The sequence below is a fragment of the Lawsonibacter celer genome (genome assembly GCF_014281125.1).
GTDB classification, from domain to species: Bacteria; Bacillota; Clostridia; order Oscillospirales; family Oscillospiraceae; genus Lawsonibacter_B; species Lawsonibacter_B celer.
The window spans coordinates 112,076-137,695 of sequence record NZ_JACOEA010000003.1; the positions used below are offsets into that span (position 1 = coordinate 112,076).

Sequence of the window (25,620 nt, forward strand, 5' to 3'; positions counted from 1 at the left end):
TCCTTGTCTCATTATACAACGCCTCCGGCGGCAAAGTCTACCTCCACTTTGGCCGGAACGCGCAGATTATCCAGCACCGGGCAGCGGAGCAGCACCTGCTCCCGCCAGCGCGCCTGCAGCTCCTCCGGGGCGTCGGTGTCCGCGGTGACGGCGGCCCGGATGGTCTGGAAACCCGCCCGCTCTTCAAAGGACTTGCCGAAAAAGCAGTCGGCATTGCACTCTCCCTCGATCTGGATGTCCAGGCCCCGCAGGGGCATGGACATCTCCTTTGCCGTATACTGACCGATGGCATTGAGCGCCCCGGCCAGGGCGGCCAGCAGCATCTCCACCGGGCTGGGGGCCCCGTCCTCCCCGCCAAAGAGCACTGGCTCGTCAATGAGGAATTCGTGCTTTCCCGCCTGGATATGGGTTTTGGTGGAGGCGCCCGCCCGGGCGTGTACCTTCAGCGTGGCCATTTATTTCCCTCCCAGCCGGGCTGCCAGGATGGACGCCAGCAGGCCCGCGCCGAAGCGCAGCCCCTCCTCGTCCATCCGGTAGGCCGGGTTGTGGTGGGGCTTGTCCGTCCCCTTGGCCGCGTCCCGGGTACCGATCTCCACAAAGCAGGCGGGGCAGTCCTTCTGCAGGGCGGAGAAGTCCTCCCCGGGCATCACCGGCTCGATATGGAGTATGCTCTCCGGGCCGAACCAGCCGGCGAGGCCCTCCTCCACGCCCCGGGTCAGGGCCTCATCATTGACCACGGTGGCGTAGCCGTATTCGTAGGAGAACGCACAATCCGCCCCATTGGCGGCACAGACGCCCCGGGCGATCCGCTCGGCCAGCACGGGGATCTCCCGCCGCACCTGCTCGGAGAAGGTGCGCACGGAGCCGGTGATGGTCATCTCCTGGGGGATAATGTTGTAGGCGTCCCCGGCGGACACCTGGCACACCGTCAGCACCGCCGGGTCCAGGGCCCGGATGTTGCGGGCGATCACGGTCTGCAGGCCGGTGATGATCTCCGCGCCGGTGACGATGGGGTCCACGCACAGCTCCGGCATGGAGGAGTGCCCGCCCTTGCCCAGCACTTTGATGTCAAAGCGGTCGGTGGCAGCGGTGAGGGCCCCGGCGCGCACCCCAAAGGTACCGGTGGGGAAATTGCTGGACAGGTGGCAGCCGTACAGCTCGTCCACCCCCTCCATGACCCCAGCCTCATAGAGCTCGGCGGCCCCGCCAGGGGGCAGCTCCTCCGCGTGCTGGAAGATGCACACCAGCTCCCCCCACAGCTCCTCCCGGTGGCGGGAGGCCAGGGTCACCAAGGCCATCTGCATGGCCGTGTGCCCGTCGTGCCCGCAGGCGTGCATGACGCCCGGGGTGTCGGAGACAAACTCCAGGTCGTTGCACTCGGTGATGGGCAGTGCGTCGATGTCCGCCCGGAAGGCCACCCGGCGGCCGGGATGTCCCCCCTTAATGCGGACCACCAGCCCGGTTTTGGTGGGTCGGGAGAGCTCCACCCCCGGAAGATCCTTCAGCTGCGCCTCAATATAGGCGGTGGTGGCCGTCTCCTGGAAGGAGAGCTCCGGATGGCGGTGGAGATGCCGCCGCCACTGGACGATCTGGGGGAAAAGCTGGTCTGTCTCCTGCTTGAGCGCCTGAATATTCAAACTGCACACTCCTGTCTCCGGCGGGTTCCCGTTGCGCCCCGCGGAATTTTATTTTATAATGGCTGTAGCTATTTTGTACGTGTGGAGGGTTTCTTATGGATGTGAACGTGACCGCACTCATTGAAAATCGCTCGGCAAACCCGGAGCTGGCCTTTGAATTCGGCCTGTCCCTGTTGGTGGAGGCCGGGGGCCGCCGCATTCTCTTTGACGCGGGCAGCTCCGGCGCCTTTGCGGATAACGCCGCCCGACTGGGGGTGAATCTGGAGGGCGTGGACGCCGCCGTGCTCTCCCACGGGCACTACGACCACTGTCTGGGCCTGTGCCGTCTGGTAGAGGCGGGCGGACTGAAGGCCCCCCTGTATGTCCACCGGGACTTTTTCACCGACCGCTGGTGGGACAAGGGCGACAGCGACGGCTATTACTACCCCACCTCCAGCGGGCTGGACGCGCCCTATCTGCTGCGCCACGGCGTACTGCTGCGGGCCCTGGCCCAGCCTGTGTTCCAGCCCTTCCCCGGGGAGGAGCTCTACCTGCTCAGCGGCTTCCGGCGGGCCTGCCGGTTCGAGCCCATGGACCCCGCGGACCTGGTCTTTACCGGCTCCGGCTTCCGGGTGGACGACTACCGGGACGAGCTGGCCCTGGTAGTTAGGGGGGAGACGGGCCTAGCGGTCTTTACCGGGTGTGCCCACAGCGGGCTGGTCAACATCTGCACCCACGCTGAGGCGCTGCTGGGCCTGCCGGTTCTGGCCTATGTGGGGGGCACCCATCTGGCCCCCTCGCCCCTGACCCGGGCGGAGCGCACCGCGGAGTACGTAAACGCCTCCTCCATCCGCACCCTGGCCGCCTGCCACTGCACCGGCCCCAGCGCCATGGAGCTGTTCGCACGCGCCTGTCCGGCCTACACGCCCTTTTCCACCGGGGACCGGCTCACCCTCACAGTATAGCACAAGTTTCCCTGTCAAAAAAGAGCCGCCCGGAGCCGGGCGGGCTCCATCCCCCACGACCTAAAGAGGGCTGCCGGTCTCCCGGCAGCCCTCTTTTGCGCTGCAAATGGATCAGCCGGTGGTGACGTTCTTCTGGAACAGCTCGATCCAGTCGGCCTTGACGGAGTTGATATAGCTGAAATCAAAGGTCTTCAGGTTGGCCACCTCGTCCTCGCCGTACACCATGTAGGCGTCCTGCTCCTCGGTGATGGTGGCGTTCTTGTTCACGGGCGCCTCGCTGACCTTCTCGGCCACCAGGGCCTGGGTCTCGGGCTCAAGCATATACTTGACCAGCTTCTGGGCCAGCTCCGGATGGGCGCAGCCCTCCACCACGTTGATGGTGGTCATGTTGGAGAAGTTACCCTCCTCGGCGTCCACCCACTGGACGTTGACGCCGGAGGCCTGCAGAATGGGCAGGAACATATCCATAAACACGGCGATGTCGCACTCGCCGGTGGTAAAGCCGTTGATCACGTCGGAGCCGCTGGCGTAGAACAGGCCGATGTTCTTCTTGTTGGCGGCCATAAAGTCAATGGCCGGGGTGATGTCCTCCTGGGTGCCGCCCAGATCCTCCACCAGGGCCACGGCAATCATGGGGCCGGCGGTGCCGGTCATGTCGGGCATCATCACGCGGCCCTCATAGTCGCCCTCAAAGAGCTCCTTGTAGCTCTTGGGGGGATTCTCCACCGTGTCGGCGTTGTACATGATGCCGTAAGAGGTGACAGAATAGGCGGGGCCGTAGCCCTCGTCCACAATGGCGAAGTCGTACAGCTGGTCCAGGTTGTCCACAATGGAGGTGTCGATTTCCGCGAACAGCCCTTCCTCGTTGCCAATGACGGCAAAGCTGTCGTTCAGAAAGGCCACGTCGATCTCGGGGGCGTCCTTCTGGGCGCGGATCTTGTTGAGGCGGTCGGAGTTGCCGGCGGTTTCGTCAATGATGATGGTGCAGTTGTTTTCCTCCTCAAAGGGGGCGACGATCTCCTTCAGAGCGGCGCCGGTAGTGCCGCCCCAGGTGGCCACAACCAGCTCAGTGGGCTCGCCAGCGGGTGCGCCGGAGCTGGGCGCGGGGGTATTGCTGGAGCCGGCGGGCTCCTTGCTGTCGCTGGAGCAGCCGGTCAGCAGCATGGCGGCCATGGCGGCCGCCAGAATCAGAGAGAGCAGCTTTTTCATATTCTTTCCTCCTAAAAATACGTTCGTTTTGCCTGTCAGTTCTTATATATGAGCAGCTTGTCCGCAGGCAGCTTCGCATCCATGCGTGCGCCCGCCTTCCCGCTGTCATAATTGTGGATATTGATATGGAGCAGCGCGTCTTTTAAAACGCCTTCCACGTCAATGCGGCTGACCACGCCCTTATAGGTCACGTTCTGGATGGTGCCCGTGACCACATTCTCCCCAGGGCCGTCCGCCGGAAGGATGTTGTCGGGCCGGATGGCCAGCTGCACCGCGTCCCCGGCGGCAAAGCCGGTATGGAAGCGGTCATGCGCCCGGAACTGGTTCCCGTTGGTGTCCGTCACGGTAACGGTCTCCCCGTCCACGGCGGCCACCGTGCCGTCAAAGAGGTTGGTAAAGCCCATGAAGTCGGCCACATAGGGGTTCTCCGGGTAGTCAAACACCCCGTCGGGGGTACCGATCTGCATAATATGTCCGGCGTTCATCACCACCACCCGGTCCGCCAGGGAGACCGCCTCCTCGTGGTCGTGGGTGACGATAATGGTGGTCACTCCCAGCTCCCGCTGGATACGCTTGATCTCCACCTGCATCTCCACCCGCAGCTTGGCGTCCAGATTGCTCAGCGGCTCGTCCAGCAGCAGCAGGGCGGGCTCCATCACCAGGGCGCGGGCCAGGGCCACCCGCTGCTGCTGTCCTCCGGACAGCTCACGGGGGAAGCGCTTCTCCATGCCGGTCAGGCGCACCAGCTCCAGCATGCCGTTGACCTTGGCCGAGATCTGCTCCCTGGGCAGCTTCTGCAGCTTCAGGGAAAAGGCCACGTTGTCAAACACCGTCATATGGGGGAACAGCGCGTAGTTCTGGAAAAAGATACCCACGTTGCGCTTGTGGGCAGGGATGCCCGCCATGGATTTCCCGTCAATGGCGATGGAGCCGGAGAAGGGCGCCGTAAACCCGGCGATCATCCGCAGAATCGTGGTCTTGCCGCAGCCGCTGCCCCCCAGCAGGGCAATCATCTCGCCCCGCTCCACATCCAGGGTGACGTCATGGACCGCGGTAAAGTCGCCGAATTTTTTGGTCAGATTTCGTATTTCAAGATAAGCCATGCTCTTGTGCCTCCAGCGTCAGGTTTTCAGGAACATATCCAGGCCTACTACCCGTTCCATAATCAGCATCAGCGCCAGAGAGCCCAGAATCAGAATGGTGGAAATGGCGGCGATGGTGGGATCAAAGGAGAACTCCATATAGTTCAGGATCCGCACAGGCAGGGTGGAGAATTTGGCGTTGGTGAGGAAGGAGCTGACCACCGCCTCGTCAAAGGAGTAGAGGAAGGCCAGCAGGGCCCCCGCCATGACGCCGGGCTTGATCACCGGCAGGGTCACCTTGAAAAAGGTGGTCACCGGGCCCGCGCCCAGACTGGCCGCCGCGTCCTCCAGCGTCCAGTCGAAGCTGGAGAGGATGGCCAGTGTGTTGCGCACAATATAGGGCAGGATAATCACAATATGGCCGATGAGAATCTTGCTCCAAGCGGGCATTCCCTTGATGCCGGAGAACAACTGCAGCAGTACAAAGGCGAAGGTGATGGAGGGAATGAACATGGGCGAGGTAAAAAAGTTGACCAAGACGTTTTTGAGCTTGAAATTGTATTTGCTCACGCTCAGGCATGCAGTCACACCCAGAAATATATCAATCACCGTGGCCACCAGGGCGATGACAATGCTGTTGACAAACCCGCTGACAAATTTCCCTGAGGTGCTGAAAATATTGGCATACCACTTAAATGAGATCTCCTCCGGCGGGAATTTGAGCACCGGCGTGGGGCTGAAGGAGGCCAGGATGACCACCACTAGGGGGAGCAGGATAAAGAAATAGGCCAGCACGGTGACCACCACGGGCAGCGGGCTCACCCGCCCTTTTTCTTTCTTACGCATTCTTGGCACCTCCCAGGCGCTTGAGGGTCCCGCTGGTGGCCATGGTGGCCACAATCTGGAATACCAGGATGCAGAACAGCAGGATATAGCTGATGGCTGAGGCAAAGCCCCAGTTAAAGTTGACGTTGACCTCCTGGTTGACCATGGTGCTCATCATGCGGAACTTGACGCCGCCCAGCAGCTTAGGGGTGACATAGGAGGTCATGGACAGAGTAAACACCAAGATACAGCCGGAGACAATGCCTGGGGTACTCAGGGGCAGCGTCACCTTCAGGAAGGTCTGCACCGGGCTGGCCCCCAGGGAATTGGCGGCATACTCAATATTCTCGTCAATGCTCTGAATCACGCTGGTGATGGAGAGGATCATATAGGGCAGCAGCAGGTGCACCACGCCGATGAGCACCGCCTTGTAGGTGTACATGATCTCCAGGGGCTTGTCGATCAGCCCGACGGCCTGGAGAAACTGGTTGAGCAGCCCGTTCTGCCCCAGCACCACCATCCAGCCGTAGGCACGCACCACGGCGCTGACCAGAAAGGGAAACACAGTGGCGATCAGCAGAAGATTTTTGATCTTCGATTTGGTACGGGCCAGGAAATAGGCCACCGGATAGCCCACCAGCAGGCAGATCGCCGTGGCCTCCACGGAGATCAAAATGGTGTCCCACAGGATCTTCAGATAAAAGGTATCGGTCAGAAATTTGACAAAATATTTCAGGCCATCCTCCCGCAGCGTACTCACCAGCACGTAGACCATTGGGATGATGAACAGGACCAGCAGCACAATGGCACACGGCGCCGCCAGAAGTAAAATTCCCTTTTTCCGCTGCACGTTTTTAACCTCCCGCGGGCAAATGTCCCCTTCTCACATACACATTACTTGCAGCAAATATTGTATGCCATCCGTCTCTCCCAAGTCAATGCCTTCATTCTACAATTTTTACTTTGGAAACCAAGAGCGACACTGCCATTCTGTCAAATCCGGCAAAGTTCGGATCTCCGGCCGGAGTTCCGACGTCATTTTACGGAAAGCAGGGTCTGCCCTCACGAGGCAGGCCCTGCTGTTTTATCCTATCTCTCCTCCCGGGACGGCTGTCCTTCCCCCTGCTCCTCCGGGGGCAGCCTGGAAACCAGCGCCCACTCTACCCGGTGATCGGCCAGTGTCTCCACCCGAATGTGCAGGCCGTAGGCGTCCACCTCCGGGTGGCTCCCGTTCTCCGGAATCATGGGCAGCTGGGCCAGAACCAGGCCGCTGAGGGTTTCGCTCTCCTCGTCCTCCGGAAATTCCAGCTCCAGCGCCTCCGCCACGTCCTCCAGCTCGGCGGAACCGGCAATGCGCCACAGGTTTTCCCCCGCAGGGATGATCTCCTGATCCTCCTGAGGGTCAAACTCGTCGTAGATATTGCCCACGATTTCCTCCAGCAGGTCCTCCATGGTCACCAGTCCGGCGGTTCCGCCATATTCATCCACCACAATGGACAGATGCACCTTTCGGCTCTGCATATCCCGGAACAGCACGTCCGTGCGCACCGATTCGGGCACAAAATAGGCCGGACGCAGCAACTCCCGAAGGGGCTTGGGGGCGCTGGCGCGTTCATTCAGCAGCCAGTCCCGCGTGTTTAAAATGCCGATAATATCGTCCGCGTCTTCCTCATAGACCGGGAACCGGGAGAGGCCGGAGGCCTCAATGGTCCTGGCAATCTCCTCCGCTGAGTCCTCCGCCCAGAGCATGACCATGTCGGTGCGATGGACCATAACATCCTCTGCGTTCATATTGTTGAACTCGAAGATGTTTTCAATCATCTCCTTTTCCTCTGTCTCAATCGCGCCCCGCTCCTCGCCGATGTCCACCATCATACGGATGCCCTCTTCCGATACCTTATCGTCCTGTGCGTTTGGATCGATATGTATCAGGCGCAGCACGCCGTTTGTGGAGATGGTCAGCAGCCAGATCAGCGGGCGCATGGCCGCAGCAAGGATATTTACCACGCCGCTGGCAAAGCGGGCCACCTGCTCCGCCTTCTGCATGGCCACCCGCTTGGGCACCAGCTCGCCAAAGACCAGGGTAAAGTAGGAGAGAATGATGGTGATCAGGATCACGGAAAGAGTATGCACAGCGGATTCTGCCGGGGCTGCAAGCTCATACCGCCCAGCCGCCCACGCAGTAATCCGGCCGGCAAAGTTGTCCGCCGCAAAGGCGGAGCCCAGAAATCCAGCCAAGGTAATGCCGATCTGAATCGTGGACAGGAATCGGGTGGGCGCCTGCGCAATCCTCACCAGCCGGGCGGCCACCCGGTCTCCCTCCTCTGCCTGACGGCGTACTGCCGCCTCGTTCAGGGAGAGCACGGCGATCTCTGCGGCAGCAAAAAAGGCATTAAGCGCAATGAGCACCACCTGTAAGAGCAGCTGCGGCCATAATGGGGGTTGCAAAAAAATTCCTCCTTAAAATAAAAATACGGAATTTGGAAATTAGTAATTAGTATATCACAGCGCAGGAAAAAATCTACCAAAATGCAGAAAAAAGTTTTTAGGTATGCTATAATATCCATGCTTGTCCCATGCCCTGCAGGTATTTTACAATGGAGTGTGTCAAAGCAATGGATACGACCCAAGAACGAAACAGCCGGCTGCGCGCCCTGCTGGCCCATCCGGGCACCTTTTTGAAATGGCTGCTCTTCGCCGCTGTTATCGGCCTGGTGGTCGGCTGTGTGGGCACCGGTTTCTCTTATGCCCTTACCGCTGTCACTAATCTGCGCACAGCCCGCCCCTGGCTACTCGGTCTGCTGCCCCTGGGCGGCGTCTCCATTGTGCTGCTCTACCGGGTATGCGGCATGGAGAAGGACCGGGGCACCAATTTTGTCCTAGCGGCGGTGCGGGAAAACGCAGCCCTCCCGCTGCGCACAGCGCCGCTGGTCTTTCTCTCCACAGTCATCACCCACCTGGTGGGCGGCTCCTCCGGCCGGGAAGGCGCCATTCTCCAGATCGGCGGCTCTATCTCCTCCTCCATCGGCCGGTGGATGCGCCTGGACGACAAGGACAGCCGAATTATTACCATGTGCGGCATGGCCGCCGGTTTTGCCGCTCTGTTTGGCACCCCCCTTACCGCCGCCATGTTTGCCATGGAGGTGGTAAGCGTGGGCGTGCTCTATTATGCGGCCATCGTCCCCTGCGTGCTCTCTGCCGTCATCGGCGTCTGGGTGGCCCAGCTGTTCGGCGTGGCGCCCACGGTCTTTACGCTGAGCGGCATCCCCGGCCTCAGCCCCCTGACGCTGCTGCAGGCGCTTGCGATGGGGGTCCTGTTCGCGCTGCTGTCTATTCTGTTCTGCCGGATCATGCACGCCGCCCCCAGGCTCTATGACCGCTTCCTCCCCCACCCCCTGGTGCGCGCCGCCGTAGGCGGGGGCCTGGTCATCGCCCTGACGGCGCTGGTCTGGCTGTGGAACCCGGGCACCTTTGATTACAACGGTGCGGGGGCCGGTGTGATCCACACCGCTGTGGCCGGCCAGGCCCGGCCCGAGGCCTTTGTGCTGAAAATGCTTTTCACCGCCGTCACCCTGGGCGCGGGCTTCAAGGGGGGCGAGATTGTCCCCGTGTTCTTTACCGGGGCCACCTTCGGCTGTACCGCCGCCCCCCTGCTGGGGCTCTCCCCCTCCTTTGGGGCGGGTCTGGGCATGGTAAGCGTGTTCTGCGGCGTGACCAACTGTCCCCTCACCTCTCTGCTGCTGGCCCTGGAGCTCTTCGGTGGGAGCAGCAGCGGCATGCTCTCCGGACAGAGCCTGTGTCTCTTCGCCGTGTCAATCGCCGTATCCTACATGCTCTCGGGCTACTATGGCCTCTACAGCGAGCAGAAGATCGTCTACTCCAAGCTCCGCCCCGAGTTTATCGACCAGAAGGCCAACCAGCACAGGGAGCCCTAGCCAGGTCCCGCCGGGGCGCGGTCCCCCGGGGAACACCTTTTTAAGGAGGTCGGCATGAACATTTTTGACATTATGGGTCCCGTTATGGTGGGCCCCTCCTCCTCCCACACGGCGGGGGCGGCACGGATCGGGCTGATTACCCGCCGGCTGCTTGGCGTTCAGCCGGTGGCGGCCCAGCTGCTGCTCCACGGCTCCTTTGCCGCCACCGGCGCGGGGCACGGCACCGACCGGGCTCTGGTGGCGGGACTGCTTGGCATGGGGCCCGACGACCCCCGTCTGCCCGCCAGCTTTGAGCTGGCGCAGGAGGCCGGCCTCTCCCTGGAGCTGGGCAAGACGGTTCTGCGGGGCGTCCACCCCAACACGGTGCTTTTGCGGGTGACCGCCCCGGACGGTCGGGCTCTGGAAGTGGTGGCCTCCTCCCTGGGGGGCGGCCGGGTGAAGGTTTGCTCCATTGACGGGTTGGAGGCCTCCTTTACCGGCGACCTTCCCACCCTCATCATCCGCAATGAGGACCGCCCCGGCCATGTGGCCGAGGTGGCCAACCTGCTCAGCCACCACGGGGTCAACATCGCGGCCATGCAGCTCTACCGGGACCGCCGAGGCGGGCTGGCGGTCATGGTGATTGAGAGCGACCAGCCCATCCCCGCCGCCCTGGTGGACTGGCTGCGCCGCTGCCCGGGGATTGTCCGGGTGGTTTATCTGAACATGGGAGAGGAGAGCTGAGTCATGGCCTTTCAATCTGTGGAGAGCCTGTTGCTGGCCGCCCGGGACGCGCCGGTGTGGCAGGTGGTGCTGGAGGACGACTGCCGGGACCGCGGCTCGGAGCGGGAGGAGAGCTGGGCAAGAATGGCCGGCCTGTGGTCGGCCATGCAGTCCGCCGCCGCTGACTACGATCCCGCCCGGCGCTCGCCCAGCGGCCTGTCCGGAGGCAACGCCGCCAGGCTGGAGGGCCCCGGTCCCGGCCTGTGCGGCCCCTTTGTGCGGGAGATCATCGCCGCCGCGGTCCGGAACGGGGAGTGCAATGCCTGTATGCGCCGCATTGTGGCCGCCCCCACGGCGGGGGCCAGCGGTGTGCTGCCCGCCGTGCTTCTCCCGCTCCAACGCAGGGACGTACTGCCGGATGAAGTGATCGTTCAGGCCCTCTATGTGGCCGCCGGCTTCGGGCAGGTTATTGCCACCCGGGCCTCCATCGCCGGGGCGGAGGGGGGGTGTCAGGCCGAGGTAGGCTCCGCCTCCGCCATGGCCGCCGCAGCCCTGGTCCACATCATGGGCGGCACGGGTGAACAGATGGCCCATGCCTGTGCCATTGCCCTGTCCAATACCCTTGGACTGGTGTGCGACCCGGTGGCCGGTCTGGTGGAAGTCCCTTGCGTCAACCGCAACGTCATGGGCGCGGTCAATGCCCTCTCCTGTGCGGAGCTGGCCCTCTCCGGCATCAAAAGCGCCATCCCCTGCGACGAGGTTATCGACGCCATGCGTGCCGTAGGCGACGCCATGCCCGCCGCGCTCCGGGAGACAGGCAACGGCGGATTGGCCGCCACCCCCACCGGCCGCAGAATCGCAGAATCCATGTAGGCGGGCAGGGGGACGCCCCGCGCCAGGTGGCGCGTCCAAGGTTTTTGCCCGCAAAACCTTGGCGCAAGGCGGAATTTATTTCCGCCGCGCAGGTCAAAAGAAAAAGGGGCCCCGCGGAATGGTGCACTCCATGGAGAACGACACCCCGCGCCAAACGCAATTGGAAGCCGCAGGCCTCCTCGTTTGCGGGGGCTTGCCTGGGCCCCGGAGCGCATGGTATACTCACGGAGAGTATTGATGAGGTGATCTTATGCTGCGTTTCAACCATTTTAATTTCAACGTGCTGGACCTGTCCCGCTCGCTGGCGTTCTACCGGGACGCTTTAGGCCTGCAGGTGGTCCGGGAGAAGGAGGCCGGGGACGGCTCCTTCCGGCTGGTGTATCTGGGCGACGGGGAGAGTGGCTTCTCCCTGGAGCTGACCTGGCTGCGGGACCGGACCGAGCCCTACGACCTGGGCGACGAGGAGTTCCACCTGGCCTTTGCCGCGAACGACTTTGAGGCCGTCCACGCCCGGCACCGGGACATGGGCTGCATCTGCTTTGAAAACCCGGACATGGGCATTTATTTTATCCAGGACCCGGACGGCTATTGGATCGAGATCGTCCCCGCAGAGAAGTAAGCCATGGCCAAAACCATTGACGGCCGTCTGGCCTATGCCGACCTGCTGCGCTCCGTCGCTGTCATCGCGGTGATCGTTGTCCACATCGCCGGCTCTCAGATGGAGAGCGTGGGCGTCACCTCCTCCGCGTTCCGGGTGTTCACCGTATATGACGGGCTGGCCCATTGGTGTGTGCCGGTGTTTATCATGCTCTCCGGCATGTTTCTGCTGGACCCCAAGCGGGAGCTGACTCTGGGCAAGCTGTTTTTCCACCATATCCTGCGTATTTTTGTAGCTCTGGTGGTATGGGCGGTGATCTATGCCCTAGTGGCGGCCGTGGCCGCCGGCGGTCCTCTGGACTGGCCGGCCGTCAAGGCCGCCCTATACCGCGTTCTGCTGGGCAACACCCACTACCACCTGTGGTTTCTCTACATGATTATCGGGCTGTATCTGGTTACGCCCATTCTCCGCGCCTTTGTCCGGGGAGCCAGCCGGTCGGATTTCCGCTATTTTTTCCTGGTGGTGTTCGTATTTGCCAGCCTTATCCCTACGATTCTGCGCATCCGGCCCAGCCAGACCCTCTCCACCTATGTAGGCTACCTCAACATCCATCTGGTGCTGGGCTATGTGGGCTATTATGTGCTGGGCTATTATCTCAAGGCCTACACCCTCAGCCGCCCGGCGGAATTTCTGATCTACCTGCTGGGGATCGCCGGTGCGGCGGTCACCGTGGGGGGCACCCTGGTGCGCTCTCAGCTTCAGGGACGGCTGGCCCATACCTTTTATAATTACGACAGCCCCAATGTAGCCCTCATGTCTGTGGCGGTCTTTGTGCTTTTCCGCTATGTGCTGGGCGTCAGTGACGAGCGCTCCCGGCGGCAGCGGATGTCCGGCGTCGCCCGGATCTCCTTCGGCATCTATCTGGTCCATGACCTGTTTATCATGCTCCTGCGCCATTTTGGCATTACCCCCCTGTCCTTTTCCCCCATTCTCTCCGTGCCCGTGCTCACCGCCGTGGTGTTTCTGTGTTCCTTTGCCGTGGCGTGGGCTCTGTCCAAGATCCCGTTTCTGGGTCGCTATCTAACCTGATGACCGAGGAGTGTTTGACCCTATGCTGTTCTCCAGTTCCATTTTCCTCTTTGCATTTCTCCCTCTGGTGCTGCTGATTTACTATCTGCCTCTGCGCCGCTGGCGTCAGGGGCAGAACGTCTTTCTGCTGGCCGCCTCCCTGTTCTTTTACGCGTGGGGGGAGCCCTGGTTTGTGCTGGTGATGATAGGCTCCATTTTGATCAACTACGTCTTTGGTCTGTGGGTGGCCCGCGCGAAACGTGCGGGCCGGGGCGCCCGGGCGCCCGTGACTGCCGCCGTGGCGGTCAATCTGGGGCTACTGTTTGTGTTTAAATACCTGGTCTTTGTGCTGGGCATCGCCAATCAGCTGGGCGCCGGGCTGACCGTCCCTGTGATCGAGTTGCCCATCGGGATCTCCTTTTTTACCTTTCAGGCCCTGTCCTATGTACTGGACGTGGCCCGGGGCCGGGGGCAGGCCCAGCGCTTTCCCCTGAAGGTGGGGCTGTACATCTCTTTCTTTCCCCAGCTCATTGCCGGCCCCATCGTCCGCTATGAGACTGTGGCCGGGGAGATCGACGACCGCCGGGAGAATTGGGCGGATTTCTCCGCCGGCGTCTGCCGCTTCGCGGCGGGCCTGGGGAAAAAGGTGCTCATCGCCAACCAGATGGCCGTGGTGGCCGACCGGGCCTTCGCGCTGGAGCCGGGACAGCTCTCTGTCGGCCTGGCCTGGCTGGGCGCAGTGTGCTACACCCTTCAGATCTACTTCGACTTCTCCGGCTATTCCGATATGGCCATTGGCCTGGGCCGTATGTTCGGCTTTCACTTCCTGGAGAACTTCGAATACCCCTACATCTCCCGCTCCATCACCGAGTTTTGGCGGCGGTGGCACATCTCCCTGTCTACTTGGTTCCGGGACTACGTGTACTTCCCTCTGGGGGGCAGCCGGGTCTCCTCGGCGGGCAGGCATATCCGCAATCTGTTCGTGGTGTGGCTGCTCACCGGCATCTGGCACGGCGCCAATTGGACCTTCCTGGCCTGGGGGCTGTTCTACTTCGCGCTGCTGGTGCTGGAGAAATACGCCCATCTGGGCCGGGGCTGGCCGACGGGCCTCCGGTGGCTGTTCACCATGGCCATGGTCAATTTCGGCTGGGTCTTGTTCCGTGCGGACAGCCTGGGGGCGGCGGGTCGCTACCTGGGGGCTATGCTCGGCCTGGGCGGCGGTCTTTGGGATGAGCGGGCCTGCTTCTACCTGCTGGAAAATCTGCCGGTGCTGGCCGCAGCGGTGCTTTTCTCCGCCCCTGTGGCGCTCCGGCTGCGGGACAAGCTGTACGGCGGCGGCCTGAAGCGGCTCTCCCCCCTGTGGGACGCGTGCTATGCCGTGCTGCTGCTCCTGGTGGTCATCGTCTCGGCCAGCTACGTGGTCAAGGGCACCTACAATCCCTTTATCTATTTTAATTTCTAGGAGGAGGCGACGGATTATGAAACGCAGAAACACGCTGACCGCCGTGCTCTTTCTGGCCTTTCTGGCCGTGGGCTTCTGGCTGCTGGCCTCCGCCTTTATCCAGGGCGGGGCGCTGCGGGAGCAGTTTGGCCTGGTCCGCCGGGACCTGTCCCAGCTGCCCGCCTTCCTGGACGGAGGCGCCGAGACGGCTGCCAATGAGGACCTGGACCGGGATCACGGCTTTATCCAGCTCTTCGGCGGCTTTCAGCGCCTGCTGGGCCGCCGGGTGGTGGAGGACGTGAGCGGCAGCAACCACGTCGCCCTTCTGGACGACGGCGCGCTGAATTTTGTCGCCCTGGGCGCCCAGCCGGCCGACTGCAGCGGCAATGGGGAAAAAACCGCGGCCTTCCAGCAGACCCTGACGGCGCGGGGCATCCCCTCCCTCTACGTAGTGGCCCCCCAGAAGCTCCGGCGGAATACCGACCTGCTCCCCATAGGGATGTACAACTACGGCAACGAGGCGGCCGACAGCCTGCTGGCCGCCCTGGATGCGGCGGGCACAGACTATCTGGACCTGCGCCCCTTCTTCGAGGCCACGGAGGACTACGCCTCCTGGTTCTTCCGCACCGACCATCACTGGAAGCCGGAGGCCGGCTTCTTCACCTGGCAGATTCTTGCCCAGGAGCTGGAGGAGCGCCTGGGCTATGCCACCCCGGCGGAGCTCACTGCCCCGGAGAGCTGGGACACCCAGGTGCTGGAGGACTTCTTCCTGGGCAGCCAGGGCAAGCGGGTGGGCACCCTTTACGCCGGGACGGACGATTTTACCCTCTACACCCCCCGTTTTGACACAGACCTGACCTACTCCTGTCCCTCCTATCCCTTCGAGCGCACCGGACCCTTCTCCACGTCGGTCTGCTTTCCGGAGCGGGTGGCGCAACGGGATCTCTTTGGCGGCAATCCCTACACCTACTACTCGGGCGGCGACTATCCCCTGGCTGCTGTGACCAACCACAAAAATCCGGACGGGCCAAGCATTCTGCTCCTGCGGGAATCCTTTTCCTGCGCCGTGGCCCCCTTTCTGGCCCTGTCGTGCAGCCAGCTGACTACGGTGGATCTGCGCTACTTCCAGGGGGACCTGATGGAGACGGTGGAGCAGCTGCAGCCAGATCTGGTGCTCATTCTGTACAATGCCAGCTCCTCCGGGGTGGAAAGCCTATTCCGCTTCGGGGGCAGCGTGGAGGAATAGCCCGCTCCTTCCCTCCCAAAACGCAGTTTAGACTTGACTTAATATTTTAATTTATTTTAAAAATATTTTTCTTTTCAATTTTGTCCGATTGTAGTATGATAACTCCATCCTTAACAGATATATCTATATAAACTGCAGGCCTAACGGAGGTATTGTATATGAGAAAAACAAAAATCATCTGCACACTTGGTCCCTCGGTCGACAGTGAGGAGATCCTCCGCCAGCTGGTGCTGTCCGGCATGAACGCCGCCCGTTTCAACTTCTCCCATGGAACCCACGAGAGCCATCAGGCTCTGCTGACTAAGCTCAAACACGTGAGGGACGAGCTGGGCGCGCCCGTAGCTACCATTTTGGACACCAAGGGGCCGGAAATCCGTATCAAGAGCTTTCCGGCGGGGCCGATCACGCTGACCAAGGGCCAAAGCTTTACGCTGACCACCCAGGATGTGCCCGGCGACAACACCCGGGTATCCGTAACCTATGAAAACCTGCACAATGAGGTGGAGCCCGGCTGCCGTATTCTGGTGGACGACGGGTTGGTGGAGCTGCGGGTCCGGGAGATCCGCGGCCGGGACATCCTCTGTGAGGTGGAAAACGGCGGCGCCCTGTCCAGCAACAAGTCCATCAATATCCCCGATGTGCACATTCTGCTCCCCTCCCTCACCGACAAGGACCGTGAGGACATCGCCTTCGCTGTGGAGAACGATTTTGACTTCATCGCCGCTTCCTTTGTGCGCAAGGCCAGCGATGTGGAGGACATCCGCTCCGAGCTGCACAAGCACGGGGGCGACGACATCCGCATCATCGCCAAAATCGAGAACCGGGAGGGCGTAACCAATCTGGATGACATCATTGCCGCCTCAGACGGCGTAATGGTGGCCCGGGGCGACCTCGGGGTGGAGATCCCCGCCTATGAGGTCCCGATCCTGCAAAAGCGCATGATCAAATCCACCATCCGGCAGGGCAAACCGGTTATTACCGCAACCCAGATGCTGGACTCCATGATCCGCAACCCCCGACCCACCCGGGCGGAGGTCTCCGACGTGGCCAACGCGGTCTTTGACGGCACCTCCTGCGTGATGCTCTCCGGCGAGACCGCCTCCGGCAAATACCCCCTGGAGGCTCTTAAAACCATGGTGAACACCGTGGTGGCCGCAGAAGATGCCATCGACTACTGGGGCCGCTTCCGCGACACCAATCTGCTGCCCCACATTTCCTCCATCAACGACGCCATCACCCACTCCTGCTGCCTGACCGCCATGGACCTGAAGGCCGTGGCCATCCTGGCCGCCACCCAGAGCGGCTACACCGCCAAGGTGATTTCCCGCTTCCGCCCCGCCTGCCCCATCGTGGCTCTGTGTCAGTCGGAGGCGGCGCGGCGGCAGCTCGCCATCTCCTGGGGCGTTCACCCCTATCTGTGCGGCTATGTGGACTCCACGGACCGGCTGTTCTCCCTGGTCATCGACGTGGCCCGCAGCGAGGGCGCCGTCAAGCCCGGAGACACAGTGGTCATCACTGCCGGCGTGCCCATCGGTGAGATCGGCAGCACCAACCTGATCAAAGCCCAGGTGGTGGGCGAAAAATACAAGCCCTGATCTGCAAAAAAAGCCCCCGGCGGACAGCCGAGGGCTTTTTTATGCGCTGTTGTACGAATGGTGGGACCGTTTCCCGGAGGAACTCCACCAGTTCCGAATCGGACGGAGCGCCGACAAGGACGTACCGTCTCCCCCCCATAGTCAAAATACCCGTTGTCGTATATCTGTGCCCCGGCGGAGCCGCCTTCCCAGTAAAAGTACACCCGCCAGCCCCGGATCTCCAGCGAGGAGTTGATGGACAGATCCGTGCCCAGGTACTTCACCTGTTCTGTCTCCGCCATTCGGAGCAGCTCTTTCAGCTCCTCCCCGGTGAAATCCGTGCTCGCCCCCGATCCTCTATCTGGAAGCACACTGCACAGGGCGGTCTCTTCCGGCTCTAGCCCCATGATTGAAACAATAGACCGGGGCTGCGCCCGGTACCGCAAAAACAGGACCGCGAGCAGGAGCAGCACCGCAGTGCCGCCCCAGAGCAGCCCCCTTCCCAGCCAGGGCCGCCGGGCGCACTCCCAAGTATTCGTTCCCCTCAAATCCATTTCACACTCCTTTCTGTTCGCCCGTGTTGTTCACAGGCAGCGCCTGTACCGGGCAGGTCTACCGGTCCAGAATATCTCGGGTCATCCGCTTTGCCGTCAGCTTGTATTCGATCTGCCGCGCTATACCTTCGGTTCTTTTTTTTATTTTACCATGTCAAGCGCCAGAGGCACAAGGCCTGTAGCTGCGCCCCGCTGGCTCCGGTATTTACACCGGTGCGTTTTGGGGGTACAATGTCAATATAGAAAAACAAGGAGGTGCCCTATGAAATTGACGTTTTTCGGCGCGGCCAGAGCGGTCACCGGAAGCTGTCACTGCGTGGAGTGCGGCGGAAAAAAGATTCTCATCGACTGCGGCCTGCAGCAGGGCCGGGATGAGCGGGATAACAGCCAGCTGGACTTCGTCCCCGGCCAGGTCGACCACGTCATTGTCACCCACGCCCACATCGATCACTCCGGGCGGATCCCCCTGCTCTACAAGCAGGGTTACACCGGAGATATCTACTGCACCCGTCTGACGGGGCAGCTTCTGTCCATTATGCTGCGGGACTCCGCCCACATTCAGGAGAGCGACGCCCAGTGGATGAACCAGAAGGGCAAGCGGGCCGGCCGCGCGCCGGTGGAGCCCCTCTACACCGTGGCCGACGCGGAGGAGGCCCTCAAGCATCTGGTCACCTGCGAATATGGCCAGGAGCTGGAGATTGAGCCCGGCATCCGCCTCCGCTTCGTGGACGCAGGGCACCTGCTGGGCTCTTCCAGCGCGGAGCTCTGGCTCACCGAGGGGGAGGAAACCCGAAAGATTGTCTTTTCCGGGGATATCGGCAACCGGGATCAGCCCATCATCCGGGACCCCCAATACATTCACGAGGCCGACTATGTGGTTACCGAGAGCACCTACGGTGATCGGCTCCACGCCATGGACGAGAAGCCCGACTATGCCGGCGACCTGGCCGCCATCATTGACGAGACACTGGGTAACGGCGGCAATGTAATCATCCCCTCCTTCGCCGTGGGCCGCACCCAGGAGCTGCTCTACTTCATCCGCGAGATTAAGGAGCAGGGGCTGGTGAAGCGGGTGCCCAACTTCACCGTGGTGGTGGACTCCCCCTTGGCGGGCGAGGCCACCCGCATCTTCTCCGGGGACCTGCACGGCTATCTGGACGAGGACGCCATCGCGGCCCTCAAGGGCGGCGCCCTGTTCCAATTCCCCGGCCTGACCATCACTGAGAGCAGCGAGGAATCCAAGGCCCTGAACCTGGACAAGGCTCCCAAGGTCATCATCTCCGCCTCCGGCATGTGCGACGCGGGCCGCATCCGCCACCACCTGAAACACAACCTCTGGCGGACGGAATCCACAGTGCTCTTTGTGGGCTTCCAGGCGGAGGGCTCCCTGGGCCGCCGCCTGATCAACGGAGCGGAGTCAGTCAAGCTCTTCGGCGAGGAGATCGCCGTGCGGGCCAAAATCGTCAACTTCCACGGTCTGAGCTCCCACGCCGACCGGGACGGCCTCCTGCGCTGGATTGACGCCTATCAGCCCAAACCCCGGCAGGTGTTTGTGGTCCATGGCGACAGCGCGGTCACCGAGCTTTACGCCCAGACGCTGCGGGAGCGGGGCATCCCCGCCCACGCCCCCGACTATGAGGAGGTCTACGATCTGCTGGCCAACCGGATGCTGGCCGTGGGCATTCCGCCTCAGCCCAAGCCGGCCGCCGCGCCGCCGGTCTCTCCCGCCTACCGCCGCCTGGAGGAGGAGGGGGACAGGCTCCTCCAGCTCATCGCCCGCAGCCGGGGCGGTGCCAACAAAGATCTGGCCAAGTTTACCGATCAGCTGCACGCGCTCATCGAAAAGTGGGACCGCTAGTCTCCATACGCCGCCCGCGCCTCAGGGGTGCGGGCGGCTTCTTTTTCGGCCTGCCCCATAATTTTTCCATTTTCCCCTAGGAAATCGGGCGGTTTCGGTGTATACTGGCATTGAGACAAGCCCTGACGCAAGGAGGTTTTTCCATGTTCAAACTGGACTGTTCCAATCTCTCCCCGTTTCTCCCCGCCGACTGGCTGGACAGCCGGGCAGACGCTCTGGCCCATGCCCGGGCCCTGTTGGAGACCGGCAGCGGCGCGGGCGGCAATTTCACCGGCTGGGTCCACCTTCCCCGGGATTACGACAAGGCCGAGTTCGCCCGCATCCAGGCGGCAGCCCAAAAGATCCGCTCCGACTCCCAGGCCCTGGTGGTGGTGGGCATCGGCGGCTCCTACCTGGGCGCCCGCGCCGTGGTGGAGCTAATCCACTCCCCCAACTATAACCTGCGCAAAAAGGACAGCCCCGACATTTTCTTCGCCGGCAACGGCCTGTCCACCGATGCCCTGGCCGAGGTGATCGAGCTGGTAAAGGACCGGGACTTCTCCGTTAATGTCATCTCCAAGTCGGGCACCACTACTGAGCCCGCCGTGGCCTTCCGCATCTTTAAGGCCCTCCTGGAGGAAAAGTACGGTAAGGAGGGCGCTCAGGGGCGCATCTACGCAACCACCGACGCCCGGAAGGGCGCGCTCAAGGGTCTGGCCGATGCCGAGGGCTATGAGACCTTTGTGGTCCCAGACGACGTGGGCGGCCGCTTCTCCGTCCTCACCGCCGTGGGTCTGCTGCCCATCGCCGCGGCCGGAATTGACATCCAGGCGCTGATGGCGGGCGCCCGGCAGGCTATGGATGACCTGGCTCTCCCCGGTACGGACAATCCCGCCTGGCAGTATGCCGCCGCCCGGCACGCCCTCTATCAGTCGGGCAAGTCCACTGAGATTCTGGCCTGCTATGAGCCGTCCTTCCGCTTCTTCGCCGAGTGGTGGAAGCAGCTCTACGGCGAGAGCGAGGGCAAGGAGGGCAAGGGGCTCTTCCCCGCCAGCGTAGAATTTACCGCCGACCTGCACTCCATGGGGCAGTATATTCAGCAGGGGGAACGGCTCATGTTTGAGACCGTGGTGGGTTTTGCCCAGCCCCGCGCTGCAATTTCCATCCCCCATGACCCGGACAATGTGGACGGGCTGAACTTCCTCTCCGGCAAGGCCCTGGAATTTGTCAACCGGCAGGCCATGCGGGGTGTGACTCTGGCCCATGTAGACGGCGGGGTGCCCAATCTCTCCCTCACCGTTCCCGCCCGGGACGCCGAGAGCGTGGGCGCTCTGATCTACTTCTTCGAATACGCCTGCGGCCTGTCCGGCTATCTGCTGGGTGTCAATCCCTTCGATCAGCCGGGCGTGGAGGCCTACAAAAACAATATGTACGCCCTGCTGGGCAAGCCCGGCTACGAGGAGCTCAAGGCTCAGCTGGAAGCCCGGCTGGATTGAGGCATACAGCACAGCCCCAGCGGCCTGCGACCATGAATTTTTGGTGAACCTTTCGCAAATCGGTTGCAATCCGGCTGTAAAAATGGTAACATGAAGCTACACAGGCCGGAGGTCCTCCGGCGGACAAAGTAAGGAGTGATAACTATGGTGAGAGTGATCATGGGTGTCAAGGGTACCGGTAAAACCAAGCAGATGATCGAACTCATTAATTCCGCTGTCCACAGCGAGAACGGCAACGTGGTGTGCATCGAGCGTGGCAATAAATTAACCTATGACATCCATTCCAAGATCCGTCTTGTGGAAGCCGGCCACTATGATATGAGCAATTATGACTTCCTGAAGGGCTTCATCAGCGGGCTGTACGCCGGCAACTACGACATTACCCATGTGTTTATCGACAGCCTGACCAAGATCGTCCCCTCTGACGTCAGCGACTGTGCCACGGAGGACTTCCTGGACTGGCTGAACGCCTTCTCCGAAAAGGAACACATTAAATTTACCGTCACCATCAGCGCCGATACCGCCCTGGCCACCGAGGGCATTAAAAAATATTTTTGATCTTATTCATAAAAAGAGGTCCAGCCTTGCGGCTGGACCTCTTTTCTGTGTGTCCATTCACTCGATGGCCCCAAAATTCTGAAACGGCAGAAGGATAAACAGGGCCCTGCCCAGCACGTAGCGCTCATCCACCAGGCCCAGGCGCGGGTCCCGGCTGTCGGAGGAATTATTGCGGTTGTCACCCATGACAAAAATGGATCCCTCGGGCACCTCCACGGACGTGATGGACTCAAAATAGGGCTCCTGCATGGCCTCGTTGATATACGGCTCGTCCAGGACCACCCCGTCCACCGTTACGGTTCCCGCGCGGTAGTCAATCTCCACGGTCTGCCCGCCGGTGGCGATCACCCGCTTGACAATGGGCTGGGGCAGGAAGGAATCCTTGGTCAGCACCACCACATCCCCCTGCTTGGGCTCGTATCCCAGGCTCTGGAGCAGCAGCATGTCGTGGTCATGGAGGGTAGGCACCATGGAACTGCCGTCCACGCCGATGATACGCCCCACCATGGTAAAGATCAGGATCAGGGCCACCAGCGCCATCACCAGGGCCTGAAGCCAAAAGTACAGATCCAGCTTGAGAGAGTCTCCGCTGGATAGCTCCTCCTGGGTCTCTTTTTCCTTCGCCAATGGCATCAGCCCCCATAAATTCGTATGAATATGCCTATTATATGACCTCTTGCTCAGGATTGCAAGGGAATGATGGCGGCGTCCCTTCGATTCGCCGCCCAATCGGCCTCCCGGCCATGGCAGGTAAACAGCAGGATCTGTCGTCTGGCTCCCTCTGCCGCCAAGACCTCCAGGGCCCGGGCCATTCGGGCGTCGTCAAAGCTCAACAGCGCGTCGTCCAGCACCAGGGGCGCCGGGTCCTCCGCCGGGAGGGCCAGCTCGCACACTGCCAGGCGCACCGCCAGATAGAGCTGGTCCGCCGTCCCCTGGGACAGGGCAATGGCCCGCCGGGGGGTAATGGCTCCCGCCTCCTCCCCCAGCGCCTCAAACTGCCGGGTGAGGGTCACCCGGTCGTATTTCCCGCCGGTGAGAGCGGCAAAGAGCTCCCCTGCCCGCCGGTTCAAGGCAGGGGAAAAGCGCTCCTGCAGGCGGCTGTTGGCCTGCTCCAATCCTGCCAGGGCCAGATCCAGGGCCTGATATTCCGCCCGGCGGCGGGCGAGCTCCTCTCCCAGCTCCTCCCGCCGGGCCTGAAACAGGACCGGGTCTCCCAGGCTGTTGCGCTCTCCCTGAGCCATGGCCTGCGCGCTGCGCAGACGGGCGATCTCCTGCTCCGCCGCCGCCAGACGGGCGGCGGTCTCCGCCGGATCAAAGCGGGGCTCCAGCCCCTCCGCATTCCCGCCGTCCCCCTCGGGTGCGGGCAGACTCTCCGCCAGACGGCGGGCTCCCTCCAGCCTGGCCTGGGCCACCGCCCATTTTTCCTCCAGTCTCAGGGTGCGGGAGATGGCGGCCGAAATCCCAAACACGTCGGTGACCGCAGGGGCAAAGGTGCGGGCAAAGACCAGCAGCTGCCCGGCCAACTCCTCCCGCTGGGCATTGAGTCCCTCCAGAGAGGCCCGCACAGTCTCGGTCTGCTTCTGCGCCTGGGCGGCCAGCACCCACCGCTCCCGGTAGTCGTTGGCCTGTCTGAGAATATCGTCCGGGCTCTCAGCCCCATAGGATTTCAGCAGAGCCTCCCTCACATTGCGCTGTGTCTTTTTGCGGACAGCGGCCACCGCAAACACTACAGCGCCCGCTGCGGCGCACACGCCGGCCAGACCCAGGCCCGCAGGCAGCGGCAGGACCCGAGCGATCCCCAGGCCCGCCAGCAGGGCGGCGGCCGCCAGAAACAGCACGGCGGCCGCATATTTTCCGCCCGAGCTGGTGCGCCTTCCCGCCTCCTCCGCATCCTGGGAGGCCTGCCGCCACGCCCCATCCGGGTCCAGGCCGATAAAATGCTCATCCGCGGCGGCTGCGCGCGCCTTTTGCTCCGCCTCCTCCGCCTCTCCCAGCTGCCGCTGGGCCAGCTGGGCGTTGGACTTCAGTGTGTTCAGGTAGTTCAGGTCCTCCTGGGCCTGGCGCAGCCGCTCCCGGTTCGGGGGCGGTCCGTGGCGGGTCAGCTCCGCCCGCAGGGCATCCGTCTCCGCCTGGGCCTGCTCCAGGGCTGCCTGAGCCGCCTCATACTTCTGCCGCCGGAGGGCCTTCTGCCGGGCCAGGTGCACGCTCTGCTCCCGCAGCAACAGGTCCCGCTCCCGCCCCAGCTCGTCCAGCTCCCGCCGGGCCTCCTCGCTCAGGCGGTGAGCCCTGGCCTGTCGGGCCAGGGTGTCCTCCAGCACGGCCAGCTCGTCCTCCCCTCTGGGAATGAGGCCGGTTTTGTTGTGCTGCCGCCGGTTGCGCCAGTCCTTCAGCCGCCGCTCCACCTGGGAGAAGGACACGTCCTCCTCCCCGCTGGAGACCAGCGCAGCGATGCGGGCCTCTAGGGCCGGGGCTGCGTCGATGGCTGCCCTGCCCTGTCCCACAAAGGCGGAGCGCTCAAAGACCTCCCGGGGGGCGCCGACCAGCAGCTCCCCGGCATTCTCTGCCGTCAGTTCCGCCACCGGCTCCCCGGTGGCGGTGTATACCCCCTCGAAGGAGCCGAAGGGCGTGTTCCCCCTGGGGCCCCGGCGCAGGGTGATCTCCCGCCCCCGCCATACCAGATCCGCCGCGCCCTCCATGGCCGCACCGCTCCAGGGCTGATAGCGGTTCTTCTCCGCAAGATAGCCCTGCCTGTCCCGCTCCTTGGTGGGCACGCCGTAGAGCATGGCCCGGAGAAAGGCCGACCAGGTGGACTTGCCCCCCTCGTTGGGGGCCTGGATGATGTTCAGCCCGTCCTTCAGGGTCAGGGTCTGATGGTCCAGCCCGCCGAAGCAGGCCCGCAGTTCCTTGATTTTCATAGGCAGGGGTCCTCCCCATTCTCCAGTGCGGCCAGACCGAATCGGGCCGCCTGCTCCAGGAGCGCGCGCTCCTGTCCGTCCGCCGCCCCTTCCCACTGCTCCCGCAGCTGCCGCAGGAAGAGCCCGGTGAGGTTGTCCTCCCCGGCGCGCGCCCACAGGTCACGCCGGGGGCGGCTCTCGTCCCGCAGCTCCACATGGTAGAACCGCGCCTTCAACCCCTCCTCCAGGGCGGCCAGGTCGGGCGCCTCCTCCCGCTGTCCCGTAAGCACCACCCGGTACACGTCCCGCTCCGTCCCACCGGGCAGGGCGGCGCGCACCGCCTCCTCCGGGGAGGCCGCTCCGGTCAGGTCCACCGGCAGCACGCCGTACCGGCGGCCGGCCAGGGGGACAAACTCCCCGCTCACCTGTCCGCCGTCGACGGTGACCGCCAGCACGCCCTTGTCCCCCAGCTCGTCAAAGCCGCGTCCCTGCGGGCAGCCGGGGTAGGCCCACCAGGTCTCTCCGGCCTTCTGCAGGCCGGAGCAGGTGTGAACATGGCCCAGGGCCAGGTAGGTCAGGCCGCTGGCGGCGATGTCCTCCCGGGAGAGAGGACCGTAGCGGCCCGCGTTGTCCACATCCCCGTGGAGGACCATCACATGGATTTTTCCGTCCGCCGGGGCACGGAACCCCAGCAGGGGGGAGCGGTCGGCCCTGGGGGTGGTGAAGGCCGCGCCGTGTACCACGCAGCCGAGCCCCGGCAGCTCCACCGACTCCACGGCCACCGAGGTGAAGATATGTACGTTATCCGGCCACAGCTTCCCGGCGTAGAGGGAACGGGCCTGATAGAAATCGTGGTTGCCCGGCGCGATGAACACCAGGGCCGGAATACGGCCCAGGGCCCTGGAGAGGGCCTGGGCCGTCTCATAATAGGTCTCCCCGGAGTCCAGCAGATCGCCGGAGAGCAGCACCAGGTCGGCCCTGCGCTCCACAGCCAGGTCGGCCAGTCGGTCCAGCAGCTGCCGCTGCTCCGCCCGGCGCTGGGCGGCCTGCTCCGGGGGGAGGGCCGCAAATGGGGCGTCCAGATGGAAGTCCGCCCCGTGGATGATCTTCAGCATAGTCGTTCCTCTCTCTGGTTGATTGGCTCCCC

At 62.9% G+C, this 25,620-nt stretch carries 22 protein-coding genes; 12 read left to right on the forward strand and 10 right to left on the reverse strand.

Translation table 11 applies throughout. The features are described 5' to 3' along the window. Positions 1-11: 11 nt before the first annotated feature. A complete protein-coding gene (locus H9Q75_RS07215) occupies positions 12-455 on the reverse strand; it encodes an OsmC family protein (protein ID WP_186565619.1) in 444 nt (147 codons plus the stop codon). Beyond that, positions 456-1,637 (reverse strand): M20 metallopeptidase family protein, encoded by a 1,182-nt coding sequence (locus H9Q75_RS07220; RefSeq protein WP_186565621.1) that lies wholly within the window; start codon positions 1,635-1,637, stop codon positions 456-458. It abuts the gene before it with no gap. A gap of 95 nt (positions 1,638-1,732) precedes the next feature. Between H9Q75_RS07220 and H9Q75_RS07225 the strand changes: the two genes are divergently transcribed. Then, positions 1,733-2,581 carry an MBL fold metallo-hydrolase gene (locus H9Q75_RS07225; RefSeq protein WP_186565623.1) on the forward strand — a complete coding sequence of 283 codons (849 nt, stop codon included), beginning with the start codon at positions 1,733-1,735 and terminating at the stop codon, positions 2,579-2,581. A gap of 111 nt (positions 2,582-2,692) precedes the next feature. Here H9Q75_RS07225 and H9Q75_RS07230 read toward each other — a convergent pair whose 3' ends face one another. From H9Q75_RS07230 to H9Q75_RS07250, 5 genes are all read right to left on the reverse strand, one after another. Next, positions 2,693-3,790 (reverse strand): ABC transporter substrate-binding protein, encoded by a 1,098-nt coding sequence (locus tag H9Q75_RS07230; protein WP_186565625.1) that lies wholly within the window; start codon positions 3,788-3,790, stop codon positions 2,693-2,695. A 35-nt stretch (positions 3,791-3,825) separates the two neighbouring features. Next, a complete protein-coding gene (locus H9Q75_RS07235) occupies positions 3,826-4,893 on the reverse strand; it encodes an ABC transporter ATP-binding protein (RefSeq protein ID WP_186565627.1) in 1,068 nt (355 codons plus the stop codon). Positions 4,894-4,911: 18 nt separating this feature from the next. Beyond that, complete coding sequence (locus tag H9Q75_RS07240; protein WP_186565629.1) at positions 4,912-5,718, reverse strand: ABC transporter permease; 807 nt, start codon at positions 5,716-5,718, stop codon at positions 4,912-4,914. Then, complete coding sequence (locus H9Q75_RS07245; RefSeq protein ID WP_186565631.1) at positions 5,711-6,547, reverse strand: ABC transporter permease subunit; 837 nt, start codon at positions 6,545-6,547, stop codon at positions 5,711-5,713. The genes H9Q75_RS07240 and H9Q75_RS07245 overlap by 8 nt, the downstream gene beginning before the upstream one ends. 239 nt (positions 6,548-6,786) lie before the next feature. Then, positions 6,787-8,145 carry a hemolysin family protein gene (locus tag H9Q75_RS07250; RefSeq protein ID WP_243200737.1) on the reverse strand — a complete coding sequence of 453 codons (1,359 nt, stop codon included), beginning with the start codon at positions 8,143-8,145 and terminating at the stop codon, positions 6,787-6,789. A 167-nt stretch (positions 8,146-8,312) separates the two neighbouring features. On the opposite strand from H9Q75_RS07250, the gene H9Q75_RS07255 reads away from it, so the two are divergent. The 11 genes from H9Q75_RS07255 to H9Q75_RS07305 all read left to right on the forward strand — a co-directional run bounded on the left by H9Q75_RS07255 (position 8,313) and on the right by H9Q75_RS07305 (position 21,579). Next, the gene (locus tag H9Q75_RS07255) at positions 8,313-9,632 is read left to right on the forward strand and encodes a chloride channel protein (RefSeq protein ID WP_186565633.1); all 1,320 of its coding nucleotides are present in this window, start codon (positions 8,313-8,315) and stop codon (positions 9,630-9,632) included. A gap of 54 nt (positions 9,633-9,686) precedes the next feature. Beyond that, the gene (gene sdaAB / locus H9Q75_RS07260; RefSeq protein ID WP_186565635.1) at positions 9,687-10,355 is read left to right on the forward strand and encodes an L-serine ammonia-lyase, iron-sulfur-dependent subunit beta; all 669 of its coding nucleotides are present in this window, start codon (positions 9,687-9,689) and stop codon (positions 10,353-10,355) included. Between the two features lie 3 nt (positions 10,356-10,358). Next, positions 10,359-11,207 (forward strand): L-serine ammonia-lyase, iron-sulfur-dependent, subunit alpha, encoded by an 849-nt coding sequence (gene sdaAA, locus H9Q75_RS07265; RefSeq protein WP_186565637.1) that lies wholly within the window; start codon positions 10,359-10,361, stop codon positions 11,205-11,207. 250 nt (positions 11,208-11,457) lie between these two features. Beyond that, the gene (locus H9Q75_RS07270) at positions 11,458-11,826 is read left to right on the forward strand and encodes a VOC family protein (RefSeq protein WP_186565639.1); all 369 of its coding nucleotides are present in this window, start codon (positions 11,458-11,460) and stop codon (positions 11,824-11,826) included. Between the two features lie 3 nt (positions 11,827-11,829). Further along, the gene (locus H9Q75_RS07275; RefSeq protein WP_186565641.1) at positions 11,830-12,894 is read left to right on the forward strand and encodes an acyltransferase; all 1,065 of its coding nucleotides are present in this window, start codon (positions 11,830-11,832) and stop codon (positions 12,892-12,894) included. Positions 12,895-12,916: 22 nt separating this feature from the next. After that, on the forward strand, positions 12,917-14,335 hold the full coding sequence (locus H9Q75_RS07280; protein ID WP_186565643.1) for an MBOAT family O-acyltransferase: 1,419 nt from the start codon (positions 12,917-12,919) through the stop codon (positions 14,333-14,335). 16 nt (positions 14,336-14,351) lie between these two features. Further along, complete coding sequence (locus H9Q75_RS07285; RefSeq protein ID WP_186565645.1) at positions 14,352-15,560, forward strand: alginate O-acetyltransferase AlgX-related protein; 1,209 nt, start codon at positions 14,352-14,354, stop codon at positions 15,558-15,560. 158 nt (positions 15,561-15,718) lie between these two features. Further along, complete coding sequence (pyk, locus tag H9Q75_RS07290; RefSeq protein ID WP_243200738.1) at positions 15,719-17,155, forward strand: pyruvate kinase; 1,437 nt, start codon at positions 15,719-15,721, stop codon at positions 17,153-17,155. Between the two features lie 795 nt (positions 17,156-17,950). After that, the gene (locus H9Q75_RS07295; RefSeq protein ID WP_186565649.1) at positions 17,951-19,546 is read left to right on the forward strand and encodes an MBL fold metallo-hydrolase RNA specificity domain-containing protein; all 1,596 of its coding nucleotides are present in this window, start codon (positions 17,951-17,953) and stop codon (positions 19,544-19,546) included. A gap of 143 nt (positions 19,547-19,689) precedes the next feature. After that, positions 19,690-21,021: a glucose-6-phosphate isomerase gene (locus H9Q75_RS07300; protein ID WP_186565651.1), complete on the forward strand. Its 1,332-nt coding sequence runs from the start codon at positions 19,690-19,692 to the stop codon at positions 21,019-21,021. A gap of 144 nt (positions 21,022-21,165) precedes the next feature. Then, positions 21,166-21,579: a hypothetical protein gene (locus H9Q75_RS07305; RefSeq protein WP_186565653.1), complete on the forward strand. Its 414-nt coding sequence runs from the start codon at positions 21,166-21,168 to the stop codon at positions 21,577-21,579. Positions 21,580-21,636: 57 nt separating this feature from the next. On the opposite strand, the gene lepB is transcribed toward H9Q75_RS07305, so the two are convergent. Genes lepB through H9Q75_RS07320 form a run of 3 tightly spaced genes read right to left on the reverse strand, consistent with a single transcriptional unit; the run spans position 21,637 to position 25,588 of the window. Continuing rightward, positions 21,637-22,212, reverse strand: coding sequence for a signal peptidase I (gene lepB, locus H9Q75_RS07310; RefSeq protein WP_186565655.1), 576 nt, complete (start codon positions 22,210-22,212; stop codon positions 21,637-21,639). A gap of 47 nt (positions 22,213-22,259) precedes the next feature. Further along, positions 22,260-24,494: an ATP-binding protein gene (locus tag H9Q75_RS07315; protein ID WP_186565657.1), complete on the reverse strand. Its 2,235-nt coding sequence runs from the start codon at positions 24,492-24,494 to the stop codon at positions 22,260-22,262. Next, positions 24,491-25,588: a metallophosphoesterase family protein gene (locus H9Q75_RS07320; RefSeq protein WP_186565659.1), complete on the reverse strand. Its 1,098-nt coding sequence runs from the start codon at positions 25,586-25,588 to the stop codon at positions 24,491-24,493. The genes H9Q75_RS07315 and H9Q75_RS07320 overlap by 4 nt, the downstream gene beginning before the upstream one ends. Positions 25,589-25,620: the final 32 nt, after the last annotated feature.